Annotated in this window: 19 protein-coding genes, 4 tRNA genes and 2 pseudogenes; 15 read left to right on the top strand and 10 right to left on the bottom strand. The window is 47.6% G+C overall.

The genetic code is table 11. The features are described 5' to 3' along the window. The first annotated feature begins 12 nt into the window (after nucleotides 1-12). The 4 genes and pseudogenes from tnpA to RFN81_RS07025 all read left to right on the top strand — a co-directional run. Nucleotides 13-309: an IS66 family insertion sequence element accessory protein TnpA gene (gene tnpA, locus RFN81_RS07040; protein ID WP_406626449.1), complete on the top strand. Its 297-nt coding sequence runs from the start codon at nucleotides 13-15 to the stop codon at nucleotides 307-309. Then, complete coding sequence (tnpB, locus tag RFN81_RS07035) at nucleotides 303-638, top strand: IS66 family insertion sequence element accessory protein TnpB (protein WP_264498401.1); 336 nt, start codon at nucleotides 303-305, stop codon at nucleotides 636-638. Before tnpA ends, tnpB begins: the two co-directional genes overlap by 7 nt. 66 nt (nucleotides 639-704) lie before the next feature. Further along, nucleotides 705-2,238: pseudogene (tnpC, locus tag RFN81_RS07030) on the top strand (IS66 family transposase). A 132-nt stretch (nucleotides 2,239-2,370) separates the two neighbouring features. Next, nucleotides 2,371-2,562, top strand: a pseudogene (locus RFN81_RS07025) (tyrosine-type recombinase/integrase); the annotation flags it as partial. A gap of 151 nt (nucleotides 2,563-2,713) precedes the next feature. Here the strand turns inward: RFN81_RS07025 and RFN81_RS07020 are convergent. The 5 genes from RFN81_RS07020 to ppk1 form a co-directional block, all read right to left on the bottom strand. After that, a tRNA-Leu gene (locus RFN81_RS07020) sits at nucleotides 2,714-2,800 on the bottom strand. A 6-nt stretch (nucleotides 2,801-2,806) separates the two neighbouring features. Then, a tRNA-Cys gene (locus tag RFN81_RS07015) sits at nucleotides 2,807-2,880 on the bottom strand. Nucleotides 2,881-4,064: 1,184 nt separating this feature from the next. Beyond that, the gene (locus RFN81_RS07005) at nucleotides 4,065-4,253 is read right to left on the bottom strand and encodes a YjfB family protein (protein ID WP_264498400.1); all 189 of its coding nucleotides are present in this window, start codon (nucleotides 4,251-4,253) and stop codon (nucleotides 4,065-4,067) included. Nucleotides 4,254-4,469: 216 nt separating this feature from the next. After that, on the bottom strand, nucleotides 4,470-6,005 hold the full coding sequence (gene ppx / locus RFN81_RS07000) for an exopolyphosphatase (RefSeq protein WP_264498399.1): 1,536 nt from the start codon (nucleotides 6,003-6,005) through the stop codon (nucleotides 4,470-4,472). Continuing rightward, complete coding sequence (gene ppk1 / locus RFN81_RS06995; RefSeq protein ID WP_264498398.1) at nucleotides 6,005-8,077, bottom strand: polyphosphate kinase 1; 2,073 nt, start codon at nucleotides 8,075-8,077, stop codon at nucleotides 6,005-6,007. The genes ppx and ppk1 overlap by 1 nt, the downstream gene beginning before the upstream one ends. Before the next feature lie 217 nt (nucleotides 8,078-8,294). On the opposite strand from ppk1, the gene RFN81_RS06990 reads away from it, so the two are divergent. From RFN81_RS06990 to pstB, 3 genes are read left to right on the top strand one after another with little or no spacing between them, the layout of a single operon-like run. Further along, on the top strand, nucleotides 8,295-10,460 hold the full coding sequence (locus RFN81_RS06990) for an ABC transporter permease subunit (RefSeq protein WP_264498397.1): 2,166 nt from the start codon (nucleotides 8,295-8,297) through the stop codon (nucleotides 10,458-10,460). After that, a complete protein-coding gene (pstA, locus tag RFN81_RS06985; protein ID WP_264498396.1) occupies nucleotides 10,457-12,103 on the top strand; it encodes a phosphate ABC transporter permease PstA in 1,647 nt (548 codons plus the stop codon). The genes RFN81_RS06990 and pstA overlap by 4 nt, the downstream gene beginning before the upstream one ends. 15 nt (nucleotides 12,104-12,118) lie before the next feature. Next, nucleotides 12,119-12,934 carry a phosphate ABC transporter ATP-binding protein PstB gene (gene pstB / locus RFN81_RS06980; protein WP_264498395.1) on the top strand — a complete coding sequence of 272 codons (816 nt, stop codon included), beginning with the start codon at nucleotides 12,119-12,121 and terminating at the stop codon, nucleotides 12,932-12,934. 598 nt (nucleotides 12,935-13,532) lie between these two features. On the opposite strand, the gene RFN81_RS06975 is transcribed toward pstB, so the two are convergent. After that, nucleotides 13,533-13,757 carry a DUF2594 family protein gene (locus RFN81_RS06975; protein ID WP_264498394.1) on the bottom strand — a complete coding sequence of 75 codons (225 nt, stop codon included), beginning with the start codon at nucleotides 13,755-13,757 and terminating at the stop codon, nucleotides 13,533-13,535. 633 nt (nucleotides 13,758-14,390) lie between these two features. On the opposite strand from RFN81_RS06975, the gene uvrY reads away from it, so the two are divergent. The 4 genes from uvrY (at nucleotide 14,391) to RFN81_RS06955 (ending at nucleotide 17,693) form a co-directional block, all read left to right on the top strand. Further along, the gene (uvrY, locus tag RFN81_RS06970; RefSeq protein WP_378928216.1) at nucleotides 14,391-15,035 is read left to right on the top strand and encodes a UvrY/SirA/GacA family response regulator transcription factor; all 645 of its coding nucleotides are present in this window, start codon (nucleotides 14,391-14,393) and stop codon (nucleotides 15,033-15,035) included. A gap of 3 nt (nucleotides 15,036-15,038) precedes the next feature. Continuing rightward, on the top strand, nucleotides 15,039-16,871 hold the full coding sequence (uvrC, locus tag RFN81_RS06965) for an excinuclease ABC subunit UvrC (protein WP_264498393.1): 1,833 nt from the start codon (nucleotides 15,039-15,041) through the stop codon (nucleotides 16,869-16,871). Between the two features lie 58 nt (nucleotides 16,872-16,929). After that, nucleotides 16,930-17,478 (top strand): CDP-diacylglycerol--glycerol-3-phosphate 3-phosphatidyltransferase, encoded by a 549-nt coding sequence (pgsA, locus tag RFN81_RS06960; protein WP_264498392.1) that lies wholly within the window; start codon nucleotides 16,930-16,932, stop codon nucleotides 17,476-17,478. A 139-nt stretch (nucleotides 17,479-17,617) separates the two neighbouring features. After that, nucleotides 17,618-17,693: transfer RNA gene (locus RFN81_RS06955), tRNA-Gly, on the top strand. 569 nt (nucleotides 17,694-18,262) lie between these two features. Here RFN81_RS06955 and RFN81_RS06950 read toward each other — a convergent pair. Continuing rightward, nucleotides 18,263-18,338 (bottom strand) — tRNA-Lys (locus RFN81_RS06950). A 334-nt stretch (nucleotides 18,339-18,672) separates the two neighbouring features. Between RFN81_RS06950 and cycA the strand changes: the two genes are divergently transcribed. Continuing rightward, the gene (gene cycA, locus RFN81_RS06945; protein WP_264498391.1) at nucleotides 18,673-20,094 is read left to right on the top strand and encodes a D-serine/D-alanine/glycine transporter; all 1,422 of its coding nucleotides are present in this window, start codon (nucleotides 18,673-18,675) and stop codon (nucleotides 20,092-20,094) included. Nucleotides 20,095-20,243: 149 nt separating this feature from the next. Here cycA and RFN81_RS06940 read toward each other — a convergent pair whose 3' ends face one another. Next, nucleotides 20,244-20,510 (bottom strand): sigma-S stabilization anti-adapter protein IraP, encoded by a 267-nt coding sequence (locus RFN81_RS06940; protein ID WP_264498390.1) that lies wholly within the window; start codon nucleotides 20,508-20,510, stop codon nucleotides 20,244-20,246. An 812-nt stretch (nucleotides 20,511-21,322) separates the two neighbouring features. Here RFN81_RS06940 and RFN81_RS06935 point away from each other — a divergent pair. Beyond that, nucleotides 21,323-22,114 carry an NPP1 family protein gene (locus RFN81_RS06935; RefSeq protein WP_264498389.1) on the top strand — a complete coding sequence of 264 codons (792 nt, stop codon included), beginning with the start codon at nucleotides 21,323-21,325 and terminating at the stop codon, nucleotides 22,112-22,114. 139 nt (nucleotides 22,115-22,253) lie between these two features. On the opposite strand, the gene RFN81_RS06930 is transcribed toward RFN81_RS06935, so the two are convergent. Further along, nucleotides 22,254-23,342, bottom strand: a complete 1,089-nt coding sequence (locus RFN81_RS06930) for an NADH:flavin oxidoreductase/NADH oxidase (RefSeq protein ID WP_264498388.1) — start codon at nucleotides 23,340-23,342, stop codon at nucleotides 22,254-22,256. 87 nt (nucleotides 23,343-23,429) lie between these two features. Here RFN81_RS06930 and RFN81_RS06925 point away from each other — a divergent pair, with 87 nt between their 5' ends. Beyond that, nucleotides 23,430-23,735 carry an ArsR/SmtB family transcription factor gene (locus RFN81_RS06925; RefSeq protein WP_264498387.1) on the top strand — a complete coding sequence of 102 codons (306 nt, stop codon included), beginning with the start codon at nucleotides 23,430-23,432 and terminating at the stop codon, nucleotides 23,733-23,735. Between the two features lie 80 nt (nucleotides 23,736-23,815). Here RFN81_RS06925 and ompX read toward each other — a convergent pair whose 3' ends face one another. Further along, nucleotides 23,816-24,331, bottom strand: a complete 516-nt coding sequence (gene ompX, locus RFN81_RS06920) for an outer membrane protein OmpX (RefSeq protein ID WP_264498386.1) — start codon at nucleotides 24,329-24,331, stop codon at nucleotides 23,816-23,818. Between the two features lie 380 nt (nucleotides 24,332-24,711). Here ompX and rhtA point away from each other — a divergent pair, with 380 nt between their 5' ends. Continuing rightward, nucleotides 24,712-25,581: a threonine/homoserine exporter RhtA gene (gene rhtA / locus RFN81_RS06915; protein ID WP_264498385.1), complete on the top strand. Its 870-nt coding sequence runs from the start codon at nucleotides 24,712-24,714 to the stop codon at nucleotides 25,579-25,581.

Here is a 25,581-nt window from a genome sequence, read left to right as displayed (position 1 = left end):
CTGAGGTAAAATATAGCAAAACGCTATTCTCACCGTGAACGGCAACAGCATCTCGACGCCTGGCAACAGAGTGGATTAACTAAACAGCAATATTGCCAGCAACAGGATATCAATGTGGCCACCTTTTATTACTGGCTAAAACAGCATCACGATGACGCCACCGTCCCCGCCGCATTTATTCCTGCGCACCGGGTTATGCCGGGAAATTACGACGCCGACACGGTGACGCTCAACCTCCCCAACGGCAGTTCGGTCAGTTGTCTTCCCGCCCAGTTACGGGCCGTGATGCAGGCCTTGTCCCTGTGTTAACGCCGCAACACATCTGGCTGGCGCGCGAGCCGGTCGATATGCGCCGGGGTATCGATTCCCTGACCCAATACATTACCGACCACCTGCATCAACCCTGGCAAGGGGAAGCCGCTTTTGTCTTCTGCAACAAGGCGCGCTCGCGTATCAAAGTCCTTCGCTGGGACAAACACGGTGTCTGGCTGTGTCTTCGCCGTCTTCATCAGGGCCATTTTATCTGGCCGAAACAGGGGGATGTCGCCTGGATGTTGTTGCCCGAACAGTTCGACTGGCTGATAAAAGGCATCGACTGGAAACGGGTAGACGGCCTGGATTTAACGCAATGGAAATAAAAATGAATGTGAATTAATGCATTGATTTTAAATGACAATAAATCTCTGTTTTGATAAAATCCCTGCATGGATATCGACTCGCTGCTGACCTCACAAAACCCCGATGAACTGCGCTCCCTGGCGTTGAAATTACTCGCGGACCTTGAGCGGCAGACGCAGCGAAACCAGACCCAGGCAGGCTATATCCAGCAACTCGAAGAGGCGCTGAAAAATGCCCGTCACTGGCGTTTTGGCCGAAAAAGCGAAGCCTTCCAGGGGGAACAGCGCGGACTGTTCGATGAAGATATCGACGCCGATGTCGCCGATATCGAGCAGCAACTGGTTGCACTGTTACCCGCGCCGAACGCCCCAAAACAGCAGGTCGCCAAACGCCAGGCTCTGCCGCCTGAACTGCCCCGGGAAGCGGTCCGTCTGGCCCCGGCGTCCGATAGCTGCCCGGACTGTGGTCATCCCCTGCGCTTCATCCGTGATGAAATCAGCGAACGGCTGGAATATGTGCCGGCCCGCTTTATCGTGCATCGCCATGTTCGCCCGCAGTTCAGTTGTGAACACTGCGAGACCGTGGTCAGCGAACCGTTACCGGCACAACTGATTGAAAAAGGTCTGCCCGGCCCGGGGCTACTGGCGCAGGTGGTGTGTGCCAAGAGCCTTGACCACCTGCCGCTCTACCGTCAGCAGGCGATATATCAACGCAGCGGTGTCGACCTGCCTCGCAGTACCCTGGCAGGCTGGTTCGGCGCGGTTGGCTCCGCGCTCAAACCGCTGGCCGACGCGCTCCATCACGACCTGTTGCAACACCCGGTTCTGCAGGCCGACGAAACCCCGCTGTCTATCCTCGACCCCGGCAAGGGCAAAACCCGGCGCGGTTACCTGTGGGCTTATATCACCGCCCGGGGGGCTGACCGGGCGATAGTGCTTTATGACTGCCAGCCGGGGCGCAGTGGCCACTATGCCCGTGATGTGCTTGAGGGCTGGCGCGGCACCCTGGTAGTGGATGGATATGCGGGTTACCAGGCGTTGTTTGACAGTGGTCAGGCCCTTGAGGCCGGCTGCCGGGCACATGCCCGGCGCAAGTTCTTCGCGCTGTTCACCGCCAACAAAAGCCCGGTCGCCAGGCTGGCTCTGGACACCACCACGCGAGCTGTACAAACTCGAGCGCAAAATCAAACACCGGTCCGCAGATAAAAGGCGCCAGTGGCGACAGCGCTATGCGAAACCCCGACTGGCGGTCTTCCACTCGTGGTTGTTGTTGCAACAAACGCAAACGGCCCCGAACTCCGGGCTGCGTAAGGCGCTGGATTACACCTTGAAGCGCTGGCCGGCGTTGCTGCGCTACCTGGATGATGGTCGGGTGCCTATCGACAATAACCGCACTGAAAACAGCCTCCGCCCGGTGGCCGTAGGCCGCAAGAACTGGCTTTTTGCCGGGTCGTTGCGTGCCGGGCAAAGGATGGCGTCTATCCTGAGTCTGCTGGAAACCGCGAAACTCAACGGACACGACCCGTATATCTGGTTGCGGGATGTGTTGACCCGCTTACCGAGCTGGCCCAACAACAGACTCAATGAGTTATTACCTTACGCCGAAAACCGCTTCAGTTAATCCCCGTAAGCTTATTACATTATTTTAATCACACAACGCGAGTTCGCCGTTCGCTTACGCTGGAAAAATACGTGTTCCCGTTCATCGGAACCTTGCCGATCACCCAGCTTACTGATCGTCACTTCATCACCGCGCTGGAGTGAGATAAACCTTACAGATAACACCTGGACGATCCCCGCTGGCCGCATGAAGATGCGTCGTGATCATATTATTCACCTGCCGCTACAGGCGTTAGCCATTCTGGACGCCATGAAGCCCATCAGCGGACACCGAGAATACCTGTTTCCATCCAGTAAAGATTCGAAGCAGCCTATGAACAGCCAATTCTTACCCCCCTAAAATCAAAACCGTTTAAAACTTCTGTCGCCATTCTGCCGCCATTTTGTCGCCACTGGCGTTTTACAGGCACAAAAAAACCACCTTGCGGTGGCTGAATTTAATCCTATAACTAATTGTTTTTATTGGTTTAAATCAATGGTGCCCGGGGCGGGACTTGAACCCGCACAGCGCGTACGCCGAGGGATTTTAAATCCCTTGTGTCTACCGATTCCACCACCCGGGCAAATATTGGAGGCGCGTTCCGGAGTCGAACCGGACTAGACGGATTTGCAATCCGCTACATAACCGCTTTGTTAACGCGCCAAATATTCGTTGTTAATCATTAATACTTTCCGACGAGTGATACTTTAAACGCCAACGGAGAAATATCAATAATTAACCATAAATCGTTGATTAAAAACAAATTTAAACTATGCATATCAATGCGATGGACGGCATTATGGACTAACCCTAAATTGATGGCAACCCCTTTAGGTAAAAATTTTCTATCCCTATCCGCTAAAAAATCATTGTTGCTCAATACGTAAGCGATCATACGAATGTGTTCGATTCTTCCAGCATAATCGGCGCTAGGATGTGTATAACGAAAAGTTTTTATGTACGGAGATCTCAGCCCGTCTCTACATGCTGTGCTTATTCCCAGGTTTTAAGGGGGCGATTTTTTAGCAGAATGAAAGGAAACACAATGGATGTGCCAGGTTGTATACAGTAGCGCTATGGCATCAATCAGGAGGCTGTATGTAGAGAAGTGGAAGTAAATGGTCTCTGTCACCGCTCTGTCTACAGGATGAAACTTACCCGCGCCATCATTTTATCCATTGAGGATGAAGCCATCATAAATGCCTACATAAAGGTCTGACACTTTACGAACTTACCTGTCAATGAACGTTCGGGAGAGAAGATGCTGTAAATCAATCTGATGCAGTGTTATGGAAGTTGCAATTTACTAAAGTGCTATCTGCATGAAAATAAGGATGTTACCCCGCCAAAATCTATTGCGTGACATAACCGCATTCTTCCCCTCAGCGCTTCTTTCTTCGTCCCTATGGAAACATGGATCTATTCTCTTCGATTGATAAGATCATTGGCTGGAAAGTGTAACTGTTCAGCGCGCTGCTGTTTATCATAATGATGACTAAACGCAGTGATAGTGGAGTAGGCAAAACGGCCTAAAAGAATGATGAAGCTGATGAGTAATACGACACGGGCGATACTAGAACCACGTCGTCGTGGGCGTATTGATAATCGTCGTCTATGGGTAAGCGTAGACATGCTCCATTAATCCTCAGCAGAAGCGAACATTCGCTGTTATTAATTTAGGCACAAGCCGTACGGGAGATCAATCCGTTATAGGAAAAAAGGGGATAGCTTACAACGGTAGACATGAGACTCAGGGAAAGGAAATACAATAAGCGTGATACCACAAGTATTATCTAAGGTGAAAAACCCGCCTAAGACACATTAGCGGGTTGTATTGTACTAAGGAATTAAGCCGTAGTATTGATATTGCGACCAATTGCCGGATTTGCTGGCAAAGGAGGCAATGCCTGTAAAATGCCCAGTGCAACAGCTTCCTGGCTGTCGAGCGCTTTTTTCATCACCAACGCGCTGGCCTCACTACTGGTGCGCAGCGTACTGAGATCGGTCGCGAATGATGCAATCTGTGATACATCCATTTTACTCTCCTTGATACGGAGTGACGCCTTATCCGGCATAAAAGGAAAAGCACCTTTCAGCCGAGGTTAAATAAGACTGATGAAATTTCCACCAGCCATTACAGTGGTATCGGCCCCTTCCTTGTAAACTTTACGTCAGACATACACTATCCGCTAGTCGCTTGCCTGCATAGCACCTGCCTATGCCGAGAACATCCCTGAATAACACGTTTATATTCAAGGATGTTCTTCTTCAATGGTCAACTGCCATCCGGTGACATCTTGCCAATATTCCTGTTCCCGTTCCAAATCCAGTTGTACCAGCATATTGTTAGCGAAGAATTGATGAGGAAATGTCAGCGTCCAGTGATTACCGTCAGTGTGTAACCGTAATGATTCTGGTGTCGTTGTCGCCTGACGCTGGTTGTTCAAGAGCGTCGCAAGTCGTAAGAGTTGCACCAGTGGCAAATATTGCTTTTTCTTGAACAGATTCAACCGAGGCAATTCTTCCAACTTGATAGCCTTACGATGCAGCCGGACAATCATTGATAGCACCAATTGTTGTTCCTGATTGAAACCGGGCAAATTGGTATTTTGCAGAATGTAGGCGGAATGGCGGTGCATCCCGCTATGATTGATGCCTAAACCAACCTCATGCAACATGGAGGCCCAGTTTAGAATGGCTTCAAGTTGCGGGTGCGTCAGGTTAGGATTTTGCTCGGCCCACTGCGCATAAAGATGTTGTGTCGTTTCTCGCACGCGCCGAGCCTGCTCCCGATCGATATTATAGTGGGTAGCGAGGCTTTGAGCGGTGCGGATACGGATATCCTGATGGCGAAAGCGCCCTTCCATTTCGTAAAGCACGCCTTCGCGTAGCGCGCCATCGGATAGGCGCAATGCTTTGATCGCCAGCGCATCGAAAATGCCGCACAGAATCGCCAGGCCAGGCACGAATACCGACTGCCGATCTTCGGATAACCCCGGCAGACTCAGTGATTTGAAATTTTTATACTGCACGATCTGCTCCCGCAACATTTCCAGCCGTTCGGGAGTAATCAGGCCGTCTTTTTCTCCCATCTCAACGAGGATATCGTGCGTAGCTTTGATCGTCCCCGACGCACCGAGAGCAAAACTCCAGCCGTATATACGATATTGCCAGGATAGCGTCTCAAGTTTTTGCGCCGCCGCGAGCCTTGCGCGTTGAAAGTTGGCTGCACTGATTTCCCCTTTAGGGAAAAACTGTTGCGCGAAACTGACACACCCCATACGACGACTTTCCACCAGCATCGGTTCGAAATTTTCGCCGATGACAAGCTCGGTGGAGCCACCGCCGATGTCAATGACCAATTTACGCCCCTTTTCCGGCTGAGTATGCTCCACGCCCATAAAGATCAGACGGGCTTCTTCGTGCCCGGAAATGATCTCTATCGGGTAAGGGATAATGCCTGCCGCTCGGCGCAAAAAGTCTTGTGCATTGGTCGCCTGACGCAACGCGTGCGTACCAACGATGGAAACGTTCATGGCAGGAAAACCTTGCAAACGTTCAGCAAACAGGGCCAAACAATTCAAGCCACGTTGAATAGCTTCTTCACTGAGCTTATTTTGGCTGTCCAGTCCATCGGCCAAATGCACTCGCTGTTTTAAACGCCCTAGAACCTGAAGTGCGCCGTTGACCACACGCGCAACCACCATGTGAAAACTATTGGATCCCAGATCGATAGCCGCAAATTCCTGTGGCTTCATCTCAATTTCTTCATTATTTGTTAACGGCATTATTCAGGCTTATCTCCAGGTTGCTCCAACGCCTTGATGTAATCATAAACGGCCAGTTGCGCGCGTACTTTACGCCGGTTGCCGCGTGATACATAGCGATTGCTCGACTCTTTGTCAATAACGCGGGCCTTCACCGTATCGCTGAACAAGATGTTCAACGTCTCCAGTATGCGATTCTTTAACGCCGGGTCGAGTATTTCTGCGGCAACTTCGATACGATAATCAATATTACGCGTCATCCAGTCGGCAGATGAAAGATAGACCTTCTTATCCCCGCCATTGTTAAAGACATATACGCGATCGTGTTCCAGAAAGCGGTCAACAATGCTAATGACATGAATATTGTCGCTAATACCGGGTAACTGCGGGATCAGCGAGCACATGCCGCGCACTAGCAGATTAATTTTCACGCCTGCCGAAGAGGCCCGATACAGTCTCTCCACTAACCCTTTATCAACCAGGTTATTGACTTTCAAGGTAATACCCGCATCGCGCTTCGCCAGTGCATTCTCGATCTCGGTATCGATCAATTGATAAAGTCTGTCGCGCGAGTTTTGCGGTGACACCAACAGATATTCAAAGCTAACCGGTCTGTAGGGGTTTTCAATAAAGTTAAAGACACTGCGCACTTCGTTGGTAATGCGTTCATCGGCGGTCAATAGCGAATAATCGGTATATAACCGAGCGGTTTTCTCATTGAAATTACCGGTACCAATATGGGCATAGCGTACAATATCGTCCCCCTCGCGACGAGAAATCAGAAACAATTTGGCGTGGATCTTTAATCCTGGCACAGAGAAAATTACGTGTACGCCGGCTTCCGTCAAGCGCTTAGCCCAATGGATATTGGCCTCTTCATCAAAACGCGCCTGTAGTTCTACCACAACCGTCACTTTCTTACCGTTATGCGCGGCATGGATCATCGAGTTGATAATGCGGGAATCTTTAGCAACGCGGTAAATATTGATTTTGATGGACAGTACATTGGGATCGAAAGACGCTTGTCGTAGTAGTTCTAATACATGCTCAAACGTGTGGTAAGGATAATAGAGCAGCACATCGCGCTCACGAATCGCATCGAATCCGTTGCGGAAATGGCTAAACCGAGTGTGGCGTAGGCGCGGCAAGGGTTTATTGACCAGATTGGCGCGCCCGACATTCGGGAAAGAAATAAAGTCTTTAAAATTGTGGTAACGACCACCAGGGATAACAGAATCATAGGACGAGATGCCCAGTTTATCCTGTAGCACGGTCACCATGGCATCCGGCATATCGCGTTGATAAACAAATCTTACCGGCTCAGCGGTTAGACGTTGCTTCAAGCTGGATGACATGAGTTCCAGCAGGCTGGATTCCATTTCCGTCACCAGATCGTATTCCGCGTCGCGCGTCATTTTCATGGAATAGGCGTTGAGTGCATCATAATCAAAGAAGCCCTTAAAAATGTCATCCAGGCAATAACGCAATATATTATCAATCAGAATCATTGTCTTACGACGACGCGGTGCTTCGGGCGGCAGGTTAACAAAACGCGGGATTTTATCTGAGGGAATTTCCAGCAAGGCGTAATTAATCTCATTGCCTCGGATGATTTCGACGGCGAGGTAGGTGTAGTCATCTTTCAGAAACTCGACCAAATCGGTTTCCTGTTGGATGAGAATAGGCGTGACAAGCGGACGCAGGTGATGCCTGAAATATTCTCGCAGCCATTCTTGCTGATTAGGGGAAACCTGACGTTCATTAACCAGAAAAATCTGATTACGCGCCATCTCTAATAATAGTTCGTTATACAGGCTGTCGAAGACTTGATCGGTTTTTAATACGCGAGCCTGAATTTTTCCTAAGAGACGCCGCAGATTGCCGTCCAGACCTTGCTCTTCGTTAATTAATATACGTCTTTTTAGATCGGCAAAGCGGACTTTATAAAATTCATCAAGATTGCTGGAGTAAATGCCGAGAAAGCGCATGCGCTCAATTAACGGATTGCTCTTATCTGCGGCTTCCTGGAGCACGCGTTCATTAAAGGATAACCAACTTAATTCTTTCTCTATGTAGAGTTTGTCCTGACTCATTGTCACTCCGCTCAACTCATGTACTAAAGGTTCATCCAATATTCATACCCCTTCCTAAAGAAGACAGGGTACAACACCATTATGGCGCGATGATGACGATAAAAGCTAACTTATAGACAGACTTACCATTGTCATATTATGAACGTAAAGGCAACATATGCTACCCACATCACGTTAGTCACATGACTCTGGCGGATTCACTCCAACGGCGAGAAGAATGGTAAAGATAAGCAATACATCACAGCATCGGGATCGACGGCGTTCGTGGGTAGATCGCTTAGTTCACCGCATCGTAGCGGGCAGCGGATTATTGGTGCTAATGATGCTGTTGTTAATCTTTTTTTATCTTTTATATGTGGTGACGCCACTATTCCTCGCGCCCACGATTAACGGACAAGAAACGGTGCCGCGCCACAGTGCAGAACCTTCACAGGCGCTAGGCATCAGCGACAATGGCCTGCTGGGGTTTCGCATTGACGACCAGGGATATGGCGAATTTATACCATTGACGGGAAACCAGTCCCTATCTCGTGTACGACTGGTTCCCGCGTTGAGTATGCTGGCAAAAAGTCAGGGCACGCGGCAGGTTTATGCCCTGAGCCAGCCTGACGGTCGTTTGGTTTTTGTTCAACCTCGGTTGCCTCAGACGGAAAATCGTTCCCCCGCCTGGGATTATCCGTTGGGTGAACAGCCCTATTCACTTGGGCTACCAGCGCAGCCGCTACGTCATTTGGCGATAGCAGCAGTGAGCGAAACACACGTTATTGTTGCGGCAATAGGACAGGAAAATACATTAATTATTGCCGATGTTGATCATAACGGCGCACGACAACGGGCAAGGATTTCTCTTCCTGTCGGAGCAACGAAGCAACTACTGCTGACACCTGATGGGCAATATGTGTATTTGCTCCAAGGTAACCAATTAACGCGGTGGCTGGTGGACACTGACGCACTGACGCGGCAAGAAACGCGGCAATTGCCGCAGGATGAACCCTTACACCTGGCGCTGCTATCCGGAGGGCGCTCACTGCTGGTCCTGTCTGCTGACGGACAGATTAGCCTATGGTTTGACGTTCCAGGCGCAACACGCACGATGCTGACGCCGATCCGTCAATTCCCTATTATGGGGAAATCCGTGCTGCTGGCGACGGAGGCGCAGCGACGCGTCTTTGCGACACTGAATGAACAGGGAATATTTTCACTCTTTGCCGACCAATCAGCGCATGCGCTGCTGACACAGAAATTACCCGCCCATGCGCAGAGCCTGGCATTTTCTCCACGCGGCTCAGCGATTATAGTTGAAACAGCGCAAGGCTGGCATCGTTATCGGGTCGATAACCCCTATCCCGATATCAGCTGGCGCGGGCTATGGCAAAAAATCTGGTATGAGAACTATCCGGCACCGGCACATATCTGGCAGTCCACGTCGGCAGATGATGATTATCAGGCTAAATTTGGCATGATGCCTCTGATGTTAGGCACGTTGAAAGCGGCATTGTACGCGATGCTCTTTGCCACACCGCTAGCGCTGTCTGCCGCGATATATACTGCCTGTTTTATGTCGTCGGCGCTGCGACGCTGGATAAAACCCATGCTGGAAATCATGGGAGCGCTGCCCACGGTCGTTGTGGGGCTGATTGCAGCCCTCTGGCTGGCACCGCATTTTGCAACCTATCTGTCCGCCATCCTGGTCATGCCCCTATTGTGGATGCTGGTCGTCCTCGGCTGTGGCTGGCTGATTGACAGCCTATCTGCACGCTGGCGTTTTCGCCTCCCGGCGGGCTGGGAGACACTGTTTCTCATTCCCGCTATTGCGCTAACATTCACGGTGAGTTGCTGGGTTGCCGCCCCGCTCGAAATAGCCATATTGGGCAAACCTCTGTATCAGTGGCTAGGCGACAATTTCGTGCAACGCAATACGCTGGTGGCAGGCGTCGCCCTCGGTTTCGCCCTCATTCCTCTGATTTTCTCACTGGCGGAAGATGCTTTATTCAGTGTCCCGATGCGTTTAAGCCAAGGGTCGTTAGCGCTAGGTGCAACGGCCTGGCAAACCCTATGGCGTGTTGTACTGCCCTCTGCCAGCGCCGGTATTTTCGCCGCACTGATGCTAAGTTTTGGCCGCGCCGTAGGGGAAACGATGATTGTGCTCATGGCGACGGGCAACACGCCGATTATGGATGAGGGGCTGCTGCGTGGCTTGCGCTCGCTGGCCGCTAATATCGCGATTGAAATGCCAGAAGCCGTAACGAATAGCGGTCACTATCGGGTGTTATTTTTATCGGCATTAGTCTTATTGGTATTTACGTTTATTGTAAACACGTTGGCCGAAAATATCCGGCAGCGCTTACGTCAGCGCTACCATGATGAAGGAGAAAACGCGTGAGGCACTGGTTCTCCTCAGGAAAACCCTGGATATGGCTGACAGCATCATCCATATCGATCAGCCTGTTGGCGATGCTGGTCATTTTTGTGCTGTTGGCCGGACAAGGCCTGCGTTATCTGTGGCCACAACCTGTCTGGTTATTCACGTTGCAGCCAGAACAAGGAACACCGCGCGCACTCATTGGTGAAATTTATGCGCAACAGACGCTCTCGCCCGAACATCTGGAACTGGCGGGTTTATCTTTTACGCCAGGGGAAACTGAAACCCGCTACTTAATTAAAACAGGCCAACGCGAAATCTACGGACAAAGCTTTCGTACCTTATTATCGCGTGACATTGTCCGTATTGATCAACCTGCGGACCTTCTCGTATTAAAGCGCACGAACATGAGCACCGCATATGGCTATCTGGCTGGAATGTTGGAAGGTGAGCAATCGCTAGTGGCAAAAGATCTTCCTGCAACCTTGCAACAGCGCATCGAGCAAGTACGAGGATTACTGGCAAAAACGCAATCAATACGCATGGGAGAGATGGCGAAGATCAATCAACAGGTTGAGGCACTGCGACAGGAAGAGAAAAAGCGGCAGCGTGCCAAAACACTGGATAATCAGATACAAGCTCGATTTCAGGCCGAGCACATTGAGCTTCAACGCCGCTTCGATGAGCTATCAAACCAGTTAGCGATGCTCAATCGAGACATTGATCGTGATACCTTACAATTACGAGACGCTAATGGCGCCATCCATCTCATCCCGCTTAAGGATATCGAACAAGCCTGGTATCCTAACACCATGAATTTTTGGGATAAAATTGGTCATTGGGCCATGCAGGCGAAATATATGCTGACACACTATTCACCGAACAATGGCGGTTCCGACCAGCTTTTTCCTGCCATTTTTGGCACCGTGTTAATGGTGGTGTTGATGTCTATACTCGTCATGCCTTTGGGGGCAATCGCGGCCATTTATCTGCATGAATATGCAGGGAAAAACACGCTTGCTCGCTGGGTTAGGATTGCCGTAGTAAATCTGGCTGGCGTGCCTTCCATTGTTTACGGCGTGTTCGGATTAGGTTTTTTTGTTTACCTCATTGGCGGCACGCTGGATCAACTGTTTTACTCTGAAGCATTGCCTAATCCAACATTCGGCACGCCGGGGCTGCTATGGGCATCGCTGACGCTTGCTCTGCTAACGTTGCCTGTAGTAATTGTGGCCACAGAGGAAGGGTTGTCACGTATTCCTATGTCCTTACGCCACGGTTCAATGGCGTTAGGTGCTACCAAAGCCGAAACGCTGTGGCATGTGGTACTGCCAATGTCGATTCCAGCTATGATGACAGGGTTGATCCTCGCCGTCGCGCGCGCCGCCGGCGAAACAGCTCCGCTCATGTTGGTCGGCGTGGTGAAATCCGTGCCAGTTTTGCCCATTGATGATATTTTCCCTTATCTGCACCTGGAGCGAAAATTTATGCATCTGGGGTTCCAAATATATGATTTGGCGTTTCAAAGCCCGGATGTAGACGCCGCCAGGCCATTGGTCTATATAACGACACTGTTGCTGGTGTTGATCGTTGTGGGATTGAACCTTGCGGCGATTGGCCTACGCCATGTTCTGCGTGAGAAATATCGTTCGTTATCACTCTAAAAGTAGGATGAAGTTATGGGATTCATGACACAAAAGGAGAGGATGCCGCTACCTGACGTACATCAACTGCAAGATGAACAGACGATGCTAACGGTAAAACATCTGAATTTGTATTATGGCGATAAGCAGGCCCTAAACGATATTTCGATGCGTATCCCTAAAAATCAGATTACCGCGTTAATTGGTCCGTCGGGCTGCGGTAAATCCACACTGCTACGCTGCTTTAATCGCATGAACGATCTGGTCGATCACTGCCATACTGATGGGCATATTGAATTAAACGGGATGTCTGTTAACGATCCGTTGCTAGACGTTGCCTTACTGCGCCGCCGGGTCGGTATGGTATTCCAGCGTCCAAATCCGTTTCCCAAATCGATCTACGAAAATATCATTTATGGTCTGAGATTACAGGGAGTACGCGAGCGTCGCCTTCTGGATGATACCGTTGAACGCGCGCTAAGAGCCGCGGCACTGTGGCATGAGGTAAAGGATCGTCTAAGCGAGAATGCGTTAATGCTATCTAGCGGGCAACAGCAGCGTTTGGTGATTGCTCGCGCTATCGCCATTGAACCGGAGGTATTATTGCTCGATGAGCCGACTTCATCACTCGACCCGATTTCTACATTGATTATTGAAGAATTGATGGGGACATTGAAGCAACACTTCACGTTAGTATTAGTCACACACAATATGCAACAAGCCGCTCGTGTCTCGGATTACACCGCATTTATTAATCAAGGCAAGCTGATCGAGTACAACCGTACTGACGATCTGTTCACTTCACCAGCCCAACGGCGTACCGAGGACTATATTACCGGGCGTTTTGGTTGATGGCTAAGAACCTATCCCATTAGGGCTATTTACCTGCTAATCAGGCTTACTGGGATAGGATCTAAGCCATGTCGCGATTTATTCGCATTACGCGCCTAACTGAGCGATCTATTTTTGTGCATGGAAGCCACGGCTGATTTAAACGAGAAATAATAATTCTTACTATTTAGAAAAATAAATGAATAACGATATTACTTTTATTTATATAAAGTAATGAAATAGAAAATCACCCTCTATTTATCACTTAATATTTTAATTAAAAATCATTAGAACATCCCCATCTGCCCTACATGGCGTTTAAGACCTGTACATGATTTGCTAAAAGAATCATCGGTGAGGGGAATACATTCGACATGGCTTAAGTTTATTCAATTCGACGGAATAGTGTACTTTTTACAATTAGCCAAGAACGAATGTCATTGATGTTGACTAAAGATTACTGTCAGTAAGATTTTATGATCATGTTCCCGATCTGCTCAATGCTTAAGCCTCCGACTTGGTTGTGCTATTGCCGTAGCCATGATTCATCAGGATAGGGAACCAGGGTATCACTACACCACCCAATAAAATTACCGTGATAGGCGTGTAGTGAAGAGCGCTAGTGACGATAGTGAGCCTTGATTTGTTTCATCGTGCTACTAAAAACAGCAGCTTGCTCATCATCTTCTAATTGTTCAATATATTTTTCCATCTTGATGATAACCTTTCCAGCATCTGCCTGACCTATCGATTTTAATAACAATGTGACCATCGCTTTTAGGCAGGTAACCTCATGGGCCAGCGTCTCTGTCGATGCGACAGTAGAAAAATCTTCGTTGCTCATTTTTTCTCCTTAAAAAGAAAATGGTATCCCCCTTTGCCCGTGGTATGCGCTATCGCTAACACGACCAGCGGACTAAGATAGGACGAACTATAACATAAAGCATATCACTGATTGATATTATTGATGGATAACACCATTTTAGTTACTGTTTTTTATGCGTTTAATTTATATAAAAAACGTTTATGTTTTATCTTTTTGGACAAAAAAAGCCATGGATGTGTTTCGATTAATACATATGATGTTCACTATGGACGTTATCCCCTGAATATATTATTTGTATACGACGTTGTTGATGATGATAAAACGTACATTAGCGGAATGTTTACAATAGTAATTTTTTGTTGACATTTAAAATATAAGACCAATCGTATGCCATTTGATGTGTGTTATTTTAGCCACTTCAAGTCATTGGGCAATTTAAACGCTACGGCATATCTTGATATGTTAATAGTGTGATCGATATACACCATCAAGTTAATGATAAATTGTTATGATTATGGGAGGTATGCCTTATCGACCAAATTCAAGATAGATATTCATTACCATTTGTGTTCAATGTTTTTGCAAATAACGTAGTATCACCTGCAAGTGACTTCTCATGTAAGTGCTACTCCCTTTTTGGAGAATTATTCTTTGATTAGCGTTTTTCTTGTTGATGACCATGAATTGGTGCGGGCAGGGATACGACGCATTCTTGACGATATCAAAGGTCTGAAAGTAGTTGGTGAAGCGTGCTGTGGTGAAGATGCCATTAAATGGTGTAGGAGCAACGATGCTAACGTCGTCCTGATGGACATGAATATGCCTGGCATCGGCGGGCTAGAAGCTACACGCAAAATCTTGCACTTCACACCGCATATAAAGGTCATCATGCTCACTATTTATACAGAGAATCCGTTGCCTGCTAAAGTGATGCAGGCTGGCGCGGCAGGATATGTGAGTAAAGCGGCGACGCCTCAGGAAGTGATCTCTGCCATTAGAGCTGTACATGCGGGCAAACGGTACATTGCCTCGGATATTGCCCAACAAATGGCATTGAGCCAGCTAACGCCGCAGACGGACACACCGTTAGCGTGTTTGTCTGAACGTGAATTACAGATTATGCTAATGATAACGAAGGGGCAAAAAGTAACTGAGATTTCAGATCGGCTCAATCTTAGCCCTAAAACAGTGAATAGCTATCGTTATCGTATGTTTAGCAAACTGAATATTAACGGCGACGTCGAATTAACGCATTTGGCTATAAAGCATGGACTTTTACCGCGGAGACATTACTAGGTAGTGAGTGAGTATTTCGATGCGTCGGCATTTTTAAAAACGGTCACCAGCCAACCGGGTGTCTACCGCATGTATGATGACAGCAATACGGTTATCTACGTGGGTAAGGCAAAAGACTTGAAAAAACGACTTGCCAGCTATTTCCGTAGCCATGTGGCGAGCCGCAAAACCGAGGCGTTAGTGAAAAGCATCAAGCATATTGATGTCACGATAACGCACACGGAAACCGAAGCCTTACTGCTGGAACACAACTACATCAAACTGTACCAGCCGCGCTATAACGTGCTATTGCGCGATGATAAATCCTACCCCATGATTTTTCTGAGCGGAGATGTTCATCCACGCTTGACCATCCATCGTGGTGCTAAGCATGCGAAGGGCGAATATTTTGGCCCGTTTCCCAACGGGAATGCCGTGCGTGAGACACTGATATTGCTGCAAAAACTTTTTCCAATACGTCAGTGTGAAAATAGTGTCTACCGCAACCGCTCTCGCCCTTGTCTGCAATATCAAATAGGCCGCTGTCTCGGACCCTGTGTTAGCGGTTTAGTCAGTGAGGCGGACTATCAACAGCAGGTGGAATATGTTCGCCTGTTCTTATCGGGTAAAGACCAGCAGGTGCTGAATCAACTGATCTCTCGAATGGAAGCCGCCAGTCGCGACCTTAATTTTGAAGAGGCAGCACGAATTCGCGATCAGATCCAAGCCGTTCGGCGGGTGACGGAAAAACAATTCGTTTCAGGCGATGGCGAAGATCTGGACGTTATCAGTGTCGCGTTTGAAGCTGGCATGGCGTGTGTTTATGTCCTGTTTATCCGACAGGGAAAAGTACTTGGCAGCCGCAGCTATTTTCCCAAAATCCCCAGTGGAACGGAATTAGGCGAAGTAGTACAAACATTTGTCGGACAATTTTACCTACAGGGCAATTCAGGCCGAACTCTCCCCTCAGAAATTTTACTTGATTTCACTTTGCCTGATAAGGATTTGCTAACGGAGTCCCTGACTGCGGTTGCGGGAAGAAAAGTACAGATTCAGACAAAGCCCCGTGGCGATCGGGCGCGTTATCTTAAGCTGGCGCGCACTAATGCTGCCACGGCGCTGGTCACGAAATTGTCCCAGCAATCGACTATTCGCCAGCGTCTGGACGCATTAGCAAACGTCTTACAATTACCTGAAATTCACCGTATGGAGTGTTTTGACATCAGCCATACGATGGGTGAACAAACTGTGGCATCCTGCGTGGTGTTTGACGCTAATGGCCCGCTACGCTCGGAATATCGCCGCTATAATATCAGTGGGATTACGCCAGGAGACGATTATGCCGCGATGGCGCAGGTTCTTCGGCGTCGATATGGTAAGGCGCTGGATGATAGTAAAATACCCGATGTCATCGTGATAGATGGCGGAAAAGGTCAACTCGGTCAGGCTCAGGCTGTGTTTGATGCGCTAGACGTAGCGTGGGATAAGAATAAGCCGCTATTATTGGGCGTCGCAAAGGGCAGCGATCGTAAAGCCGGGCTGGAAACGTTGTTTTTTGAAGCGACAGGTGAAGGCGTCGCCCTGCCATCCGATTCTCCGGCATTGCACGTTATTCAGCATATCCGTGATGAATCGCATGATCATGCGATTGGCGGACATCGAAAAAAGAGAGCCAAAGTTAAAAATACCAGCAGCCTGGAACTTATCGGCGGCGTAGGCCCCAAACGTCGCCAAACCCTGCTAAAATACATGGGCGGTCTACAGCCTCTGATGAATGCCACTATTGAGGAAATTGCAAATGTTCCAGGAATTTCGCCTGTATTGGCAGAAAAGATCTTCCATGCATTGAAACACTAGGGGCAATGTAGCAACATACTCCTAGTATCCACTCCAGCCAGATAATTACCTAAGCGCTATGCAATTTAATATACCGACGTTGCTTACCCTGTTTCGTGTTGCTCTGATTCCTTTTTTTGTGCTGGCGTTTTATCTTCCTTTCGCCTGGGCACCGTTGCTTTGTGCGCTAATCTTCGTGTTAGCCGCCGTGACGGATTGGTTCGATGGTTTTCTAGCCCGCCGCTGGAAACAAACTACACGCTTTGGCGCCTTCCTCGATCCCGTTGCGGATAAAGTAATGGTGGCCGTCGCGTTGGTGCTCGTTGCGGAATATTACCATTCCTGGTGGATTACTCTGCCGACAGCAACAATGATCGCCCGGGAAATCATTATTTCGGCACTACGCGAGTGGATGGCTGAGATTGGCAAAAGGAGCAGCGTCGCCGTATCGTGGATTGGAAAGGTGAAAACGACAGCGCAAATGATGGCGCTTTTTGCTTTGTTATGGCGGCCGGAACGGATCGTTGAGGGAATTGGCATAGTGGCATTGTACGTAGCGGCAGTGCTGACCTTCTGGTCTATGTTTCAGTATTTAAGCGCCGCACGCCACGACCTGCTTGAACATTGATCGAAATGCCGCAAAAAACGGCAACTAGATGAGATCGTTAGATGATTCGGTTGACTCGTCGTATCAGGCCAGTAAAATGCATCGCATTGGTGGTGGCGCTGGTTTGAGCGCAGTTAAGTAAGCCAATCAGTTCTATACTGCGGGAATAGCTCAGTTGGTAGAGCACGACCTTGCCAAGGTCGGGGTCGCGAGTTCGAGTCTCGTTTCCCGCTCCAATCTTTTTAGACGCTAAATCAATTAGCGCCTTTTTCTATCGACGATATCCATAACTGTTTTCAGTAGATACAATCCTGTTACGGGAGCTAGCATATACAAAACTCTCTCTTGCCATGTTTCAATGTGGAAAAACACGTAAAAGCATCCTACGATAAGTATCCCCATGAGCAAGCTAAAAACCCAGTCCCTGATAAATGAGAAAACGGCTTTAATCATACTTTTTCAACCTATTCCGCAACCATATCGATTAACTAATTGAATGCCTTGTCACCATGAACTCGCTTACGATGAGTTGCTGGATCACCTAAAACTATTGCGCGGGCAGATAGGAAAACATCACCGTTGGATATTTGTTCGCACGGCTGTAACGACCTCATCACATGGCCAAAAATGCCCGAAATACGGAAGTTAAGAGTCGATGGGTGTCAATAGAAATGGTATGCAGCTATGCCATCTGTCGCCAAATCATCTAACGCAATAAGCCAGAAAAATAGAGAGAATTTTTGCCAAGAATGGCACAAAGAGTAATTAGAAGAATAAAGAATGCGATGTAACAGTTCGAGGTTGTTGGTGGGTCGTGTAGGGCTCGAACCTACGACCAATTGATTAAGAGTCAACTGCTCTACCAACTGAGCTAACGACCCAACGGGGGAGGATTATTCTCTTCTCTGTTCCATCTGTCAATTACTTCAGATTAATTTTTTATGCACGACGATCGATCGTTCGTGATGAGTATATTTATCGACCTAACCACCCTCTTTATTCCTGATATTATTTACACATTACGCTCTCCTCTTTATTTAAGAGCAAAAAATATACAGAGCATATTCACACCATCTCTGGTCTTTATGCTTGGCTATTTGGGACATCCGCTGTAATAAGTCACACGGTTGCGCTATCTTACCCGCTTCAATTTTCGTACACGAGAGCCGCCTAAGAGCTCAAAACATCACCGACAGATACAGGAACGAGTAATACATGATCGAACAACCCAAAGAAGCGGCAGACCTTACCTCTGTACACGAGGAAGGGCTGCAACGGAATCTGACTAATCGTCATATTCAACTCATCGCCATTGGCGGAGCTATCGGTACCGGACTGTTCATGGGTTCCGGTAAGACGATTAGCATGGCTGGTCCTTCGATTATCTTCGTTTATATGATCATTGGATTTATGCTTTTTTTCGTCATGCGCGCGATGGGGGAAATCCTACTCTCCAATCTTAACTATAAATCATTCAGCGATTTCGCAGCCGACTTACTAGGGCCTTGGGCCGGTTTCTTTACCGGATGGACATACTGGTTTTGCTGGGTCGTAACTGGGATAGCCGATGTCGTAGCCATTAGCGCCTATTCTCAGTTTTGGTTCCCAGATTTATCGCAATGGGTTTCTTCTCTGTTATGCGTACTACTTCTACTCGCGCTAAATCTGGCAACAGTGAAGCTATTTGGCGAGATGGAGTTTTGGTTTGCAATGATAAAAATCATCGCTATCGTGGCATTAATTGTAGTCGGTGCCGTGTTGGTAATGATGCAATTTGCTTCCCCATCAGGAAACGTCGCTTCATTCAGCAACCTCTGGAATGATGGCGGCATGTTCCCTAAGGGGATAAGTGGTTTCTTCGCTGGCTTCCAAATAGCCGTATTTGCATTTGTCGGCATTGAACTGGTAGGTACAACCGCCGCTGAAACCAAAAACCCTAAAGTCGTGTTGCCTCGCGCGATAAATGCAATTCCGATCCGCATCATCATGTTTTATGTCTTTGCACTTATCATGATTATGTCTGTCACCCCCTGGGGGGCGATTACTGCCGAACGTAGTCCTTTCGTGGAAATGTTTGTACTCGTGGGTTTACCTGCCGCAGCCAGTCTGATCAACTTTGTCGTACTTACTTCCGCGGCATCCTCTGCTAATAGCGGCGTGTTCTCCACGAGCCGAATGCTATTTGGTCTTGCTAAACAAGGCGATGCGCCAAAACGTTTTGGCATCCTCTCCAAACGCGCTGTGCCATCGACCGGGCTAATGTTTTCCTGTATTTGTTTACTGTCGGGCGTGATATTGATCTATTTAATACCTAATGTGATGACCGTCTTTACGCTTGTAACCACTGTCTCCGCTATTTTATTTATGTTCATTTGGAGCATAATTCTATGCTCTTATCTAGCGTACCGTAGGAAACGGCCTCAACAACATGCAGAATCATCCTATAAAATGCCATTAGGTATTTTCATGTGCTGGGTATGTCTGGCTTTCTTTGCTTTTGTAATAATATTGTTAACATTACAGCCCGATACGCTACAGGCGCTCCTTGTTACTCCAGTGTGGTTCATTGTTCTCGCTGTAGCTTACCAGTTTGTTCGTGGAAATAAGCAATCCACTAACGAGAAACCAAGCATATAAATGTAATAAAGGCGCGAACAGTGTTTGCGCCTTCAGCTATTCCCCGTGAAATCATGCATAGCGCTAATATAAAACGTTGATTACTAAAATTATCCATTGTCAATAAGACGCACTCTTAATTAACCCCAAACTATTGACCTGATAGAATATTATTTTCGTAGTGAGTTGGTTGAGATGCGGCTGATATTTTTTGCTAATAGCTCGAAGGCCAGGTGATTATGTTCATCCTTCCACAACGAAGTATCGGCGGCGACGCCTTCTATTTTTCTATTTAACTCTTTGATTTTACTTTCATCAAATGTTGATACAATAGCAGAAATTAGCATCTCTAACGATTCAACCTTGGCATTAAGCGCTTTTTCTCCAACCTCTTTTTCTGCCAACTTAATTAGAAGATGAGAAAGGATAGTTTTCATTTTAACTCCTTGATCAAAAACGACCATCATACGCAACATTTTTTCGATGTATGGATTAGAGAAAACATAACGAAGAATAATGTAACACCGGAAATGGCTTGATCGCTAGCTTTTAATACCACTTTGTAGCGCATCCGGTTCTTACCACTGAAATAAAAAGAGGTTGCAGATAAAAATTTCAGACAAATAAAAAAAATAAAACACTGATTCGAATCATTAACACAATGGGCACATTAACAGTAAAAATTCACCGCGCACCTGCGGTTAAAATTATTTAAGTCACTGGAATTAAATAAAATTCACAAATCCCACCTTCGCGTTACAACAATGTTATTCCTATCACGTCAACTGGCACGTCCTTTGATAAATTCATTGTATACATTATTTCTGCACTGCAAATTATTTCATTGATTTCACGAATCTCATACAAAATACCTTATAACGCTCATTAGCAGCAATTTATCGCATTAACGTGTCAATTGTCGCGCTATGACAGAGCATGATCTTGATACAATCGATAATCGTATAGTCTGATGAATAACGTCGATCGATATCTCGCGATATTTAAAAAGTTAATTCCCGTCAACAATCATATTCCATTGCGAAAACTCTCATAAATTTTTCGGCGTTACCGATGCATCGTTAAATTATTTTGCAGGCTAAATATGTCTCTATTCATTGTTGAAAATAAATGATTTTTATTTCTTTTTTTTTCTTGCTAAAAAGACATCTATCTTCATGTCTTCCGATGTTGTGTTTTGTATTAGTTGTAGTAGCAATAGTATAAGCCTATGTCTTTTAAAGGAGTAAACATGTTTTCAGGAAAGAAATCAATCATGGTGGCGTCCCTGTTTTGTGTCGCTTTCTCTGCATATGCGGATCATTTTCCCAAACTAGACCAAGCGCTACCTTCAGGTATTGATGCTCTGGCTATCGCCCCTGTCTTCGATTTTGACAGCGATGGTTGCCTTCCCAGTGCAGGGTTTAGCCGAAGTGGAGAAAAAAATGGCGGTTTGAAACCTTCGGGGAGCCTGACAGGGGGGTGTAGGTGGACAACATTTTTAGACATGTCAAACACGCTGCACCGGTATGCCTGTATCGATCATGATGGCTCACGTTATTGCGGCAGCTTCTATTCGCTATACTTCCTAAAAGATCAGGTATTAGGTGGTTTGAAAACGGGTCATCGACATGACTGGGAGCACGTTGCCATCTGGACGAAAAACGGTGTGGTTACGCACGGTAGCTACAGCGCACATGGAAAATTGACAACAGAACCAGCAGCGAATATCGATAAACAAGGGGGGCACCTGAAATTTGTGTACCATAAAGACGGGGTACTAACACACGCTTTTCGCTTTTCCAAAGCGAATGAACAGGCAGAAAACCCCTACGGAACATTTGTCACACCGGACATTATTAGCTGGTATTCCATGTCGGGTGACGGTATTAGTAACGAAGAATTGCGTAATCAATTAAATTCATTTGATTATGGATCCGCAACGATTCCCCTTAAAGACAGTAACTTCCGGACCAATCTGAATAATGGACGACCGGATGGTTATCCTGAGTTTACAGATGACAGCATAAGAGCATCTAGATAATCATGATAAAAGAGGCATGCTTTATCATGCCTCTTTTTAATCAACACGCTACGTAATGGAAAAGTGTGCACCAATACATATCACGATAATGGAAATCACACAGGTAAAACAAATACCCGCCGCCACTTTTAGCGGTAAATTAGTATCGCTCCAACCAGTGAGCATAGGGAGCGGGCAATACCCACGAAGCGCGCTCGACACGTAATTCGCGCGCGGCCTGATAACTCCAATGCGGATTTGCCAAATGCGCTTTCCCTACCATAACCACATCTAATTGTCCTGATGCTACAGCCCGTTCAGCCAGTTCTGGTGTGCCGAATCCCCAGGCAGACGACACGGGAAGATTAGCCTGTTCACGCACTCGTTGGGCAATCGGTCCCATAAATGCTGGGGCCCATGGGATATTGGCTTCCGGCGTCGAGAAACCGATGCTGACGCTTAGCATATCCAGCCCTGCCTCTTTGAAACGCCGCGTTAGCTCGATAGATTCCTGCAACGTTTCTTCATCACGGCCGTCAAATTCAATCACACCGAAACGTGCAGTAAGCGGTAGATGCTGCGGCCAGACTTCGCGAACGGCAGCCAGCGTTTCCAGCAGAAATCGGCTACGATTAGCAAGACTGCCGCCATATTCATCGTTACGCTTATTTGAGTGAGGAGAAAAGAAGCTCTGCGCTAGATAGCCGTGAGCAAAATGCAATTCTAACCATTCAAAACCCGCCGCCAAAGCTCGGCGAGCAGCGGAAACAAAATCATCTCGTACACGCGCGATATCGTCCAGCGTCATTTCCCGCGGACACTTGGGCAAATTCGCGCCGAATGGCGCGGCGGAAGGAGCAATGGTTTGCCACCCACGCGGATCGTTGGCAGCGATATGGTCATCGCCTTCCCATGGAATGTTGGCGCTTGCTTTACGCCCGGCATGCGCGATTTGAATTCCGGGCACAGAACCCGCATCCTTGATGGATTTAGCCACTTTGGCAAAAGCCTGCGCCTGCTCATCATTCCAGATGCCGGCGCAACGCGGCGTAATGCGCCCTTCTGGCGAAACAGCCGTTGCTTCCACGATCACTAAGCCAGCGCCGCCGCGCGCCAGTGAAGCATAATGCACATGATGCCACTCGTTGATCAGTCCATTATCTGCGGAATAGGTACACATTGGCGGAACCGCAATTCGGTTGCGTAGCGTAATATCTTTGAGCTTGAAGGGTTGAAACAGTGCGGACATTGTCTTTCCTACCTTATCTGGTTATTTCGATATTTCGATATTATTCGAATAATGGATTTTAGACAACCCTAACGCTATAATCTGCCTATGAGACCCTTTAAACACCCTGCCCCCAGTGAGTTTACGCTTGAGCGCGTCCTATACGCCTTGAGCGATCCGCTGCGCATGGAAATCGTACGTCACCTGGCTGTACAGGGCGAAGCGACCTGTAGTGAACTTGACGGCGGTCGCCCAAAATCCAGCGTCTCACACCATTTTCGCGTGTTACGCGATTCAGGCCTGCTGCATACCACCAGCATCGGTACTACACATATCAACCGATTACGCCGTAACGAAATGCAACAGCGCTTCCCCGGTTTACTTGATGTCATCCTCTCTCAATCACATGAATAAAAAATCCGCCCATAAAGAGCGGATTTTTCAGATATAGCGACTAACCAATATTAGGAAGCCGCCAGTGCTACAACAATCGTTTAGAAGCGGTAGCCTACGCCAACAGCCCAGGCGCCTACGTCAACGCTACGGATACGGCTTTGTTCGTAGCCTACATCCAGCGCAACATCCTGCATCGGGTTAAACTGGAGGCCAGCGCCGTAGGTAAAGCCGTAATCGCTGTTGCTGTTATTATCACGACCGTTGGTCGCATTATAAGTGGCTTTACCGTGGCTGAAGCCTACAACGCCGTACAGGCTCGCCCAGTCATTCAAGCGATAAGCTGGGCCAGCAGTAAAGCCCATATACTGTCCTTTGCTATAGACACCTTGATCGCTGCCATTTTTTTCCAGGTAGGTGAACGAGCTAATTACGCCTAATGGGTTATTGTCTTGCTCATAACGGTATTTGAGGTTAAAACCTTTAACCTTATTGTAGACGCCCTGAGCATCACCTTGTGCATAACCGGCAGTGACAGTACTTTGACCAGCAAATGCAGAACCTGCCCCAACAGTGAGTACACATGCCAGAGCGGAAAGATACGCGATTTTTTTCATACTTATAGCCTCAAGATTCATTTTTATGAAATGACTACCTAACGCCATAAATATAACAAAGAAGTTCTAAATTTTCCGCCCAATAAATTTTCATCAATTGCGCATTAGATGTAACAAATATTGTCAAAACCTCTCTATGGGACTAATTATATTGATTTTTTATTGTGACAATCAGATTAAAAATAAATTCCCCAACGGAAGAAAAAAACAGATAATTCTTAATTTTTGTTCAATTTGCAGGCTACAAAAATTGAGCAAAATATAACTCAATTAAACGATATGTCAATAAAGGTCAATAAAAGTCAATACGCACCCGACGAATTGTTTACAATTAGATATAATAGCAACAAAATGTTGTGCTCATTTTAAGGTCGAAATTAATGTCCTTGATTCTTTGTCGCTCATCGTCGTTTGTACCGGTGTTGCTCCTCATTATCTCAATGCTTTCTATCCAGAGCGGTGCTGCTCTGGCAAAGAGCTTGTTCCCACTGGTTGGCCCCACGGGCGTGACGGCGCTACGTCTGGGTATGGGAACAATAATCCTGTGCATGGTCTTTAAGCCATGGCGAATGCGATTTAATAGCCACCTCCTGTCATTGTTGCTTTATGGCACAACGCTGGGCGGCATGAATTTTCTGTTCTATTTGTCATTGCAAACGGTGCCGCTTGGCATCGCTGTCGCGTTAGAATTTACCGGCCCCCTCGCGGTAGCGATGCTAGCCTCGCGAAAACTTGTCGATTTCCTATGGGTTTTTCTTGCCGTTAGCGGATTATGGCTCTTATTGCCGCTAGGTCACAACATTGGCAATGTTGATTTAACGGGTGCTGCCTGTGCAGTAGGTGCCGGTGCCTGCTGGGCACTCTACATTATCTCAGGGCAAAAGGCCGGCGTGAGTCATGGTCCGGGCACCGTTGCCATCGGCTCTGGCATTGCTGCGTTGATTTTCTGCCCACTCGGCGCCTATTACGCTCAGGGCACCCTGTTTTCATTATCAATACTCCCACTGGGTATTAGCGTGGCATTTCTGTCCACCGCGCTGCCCTATTCTTTGGAAATGGTCGCATTGACGCGCCTCCCCACCAAAACCTTCAGTACGTTGATGAGCATGGAACCTGCGATTGCCGCGCTATCAGGGATAGTCTTCCTCGGCGAACACCTGTCGTTGAGACAATGGATAGCCTTAACCTTTATTATTATTGCATCGGTGGGTGCTACGGTGACAATACAACCGACGAAAAAGATTACATAA

This window comes from Pectobacterium cacticida, from assembly GCF_036885195.1.
Lineage (GTDB): Bacteria > Pseudomonadota > Gammaproteobacteria > Enterobacterales > Enterobacteriaceae > Pectobacterium > Pectobacterium cacticida.
This window is presented reverse-complemented; position numbering and strand designations above follow the sequence as displayed.

Bases quoted from the DNA above. Each gene is read 5' to 3' on its own strand.
- RFN81_RS07005 (WP_264498400.1), bottom strand. From the start codon at position 4,253: ATGGATGTATCACAGATTGCATCATTCGCGACCGATCTCAGTACGCTG.
- ppx (WP_264498399.1), bottom strand. From the start codon at position 6,005: ATGCCGTTAACAAATAATGAAGAAATTGAGATGAAGCCACAGGAATTT.
- ppk1 (WP_264498398.1), bottom strand. From the start codon at position 8,077: ATGAGTCAGGACAAACTCTACATAGAGAAAGAATTAAGTTGGTTATCC.
- RFN81_RS06990 (WP_264498397.1), top strand. From the start codon at position 8,295: ATGGTAAAGATAAGCAATACATCACAGCATCGGGATCGACGGCGTTCG.
- pstB (WP_264498395.1), top strand. From the start codon at position 12,119: ATGGGATTCATGACACAAAAGGAGAGGATGCCGCTACCTGACGTACAT.
- RFN81_RS06975 (WP_264498394.1), bottom strand. From the start codon at position 13,757: ATGAGCAACGAAGATTTTTCTACTGTCGCATCGACAGAGACGCTGGCC.
- pgsA (WP_264498392.1), top strand. From the start codon at position 16,930: ATGCAATTTAATATACCGACGTTGCTTACCCTGTTTCGTGTTGCTCTG.
- cycA (WP_264498391.1), top strand. From the start codon at position 18,673: ATGATCGAACAACCCAAAGAAGCGGCAGACCTTACCTCTGTACACGAG.
- RFN81_RS06940 (WP_264498390.1), bottom strand. From the start codon at position 20,510: ATGAAAACTATCCTTTCTCATCTTCTAATTAAGTTGGCAGAAAAAGAG.
- RFN81_RS06935 (WP_264498389.1), top strand. From the start codon at position 21,323: ATGTTTTCAGGAAAGAAATCAATCATGGTGGCGTCCCTGTTTTGTGTC.
- RFN81_RS06930 (WP_264498388.1), bottom strand. From the start codon at position 23,342: ATGTCCGCACTGTTTCAACCCTTCAAGCTCAAAGATATTACGCTACGC.
- RFN81_RS06925 (WP_264498387.1), top strand. From the start codon at position 23,430: ATGAGACCCTTTAAACACCCTGCCCCCAGTGAGTTTACGCTTGAGCGC.
- ompX (WP_264498386.1), bottom strand. From the start codon at position 24,331: ATGAAAAAAATCGCGTATCTTTCCGCTCTGGCATGTGTACTCACTGTT.
- rhtA (WP_264498385.1), top strand. From the start codon at position 24,712: ATGTCCTTGATTCTTTGTCGCTCATCGTCGTTTGTACCGGTGTTGCTC.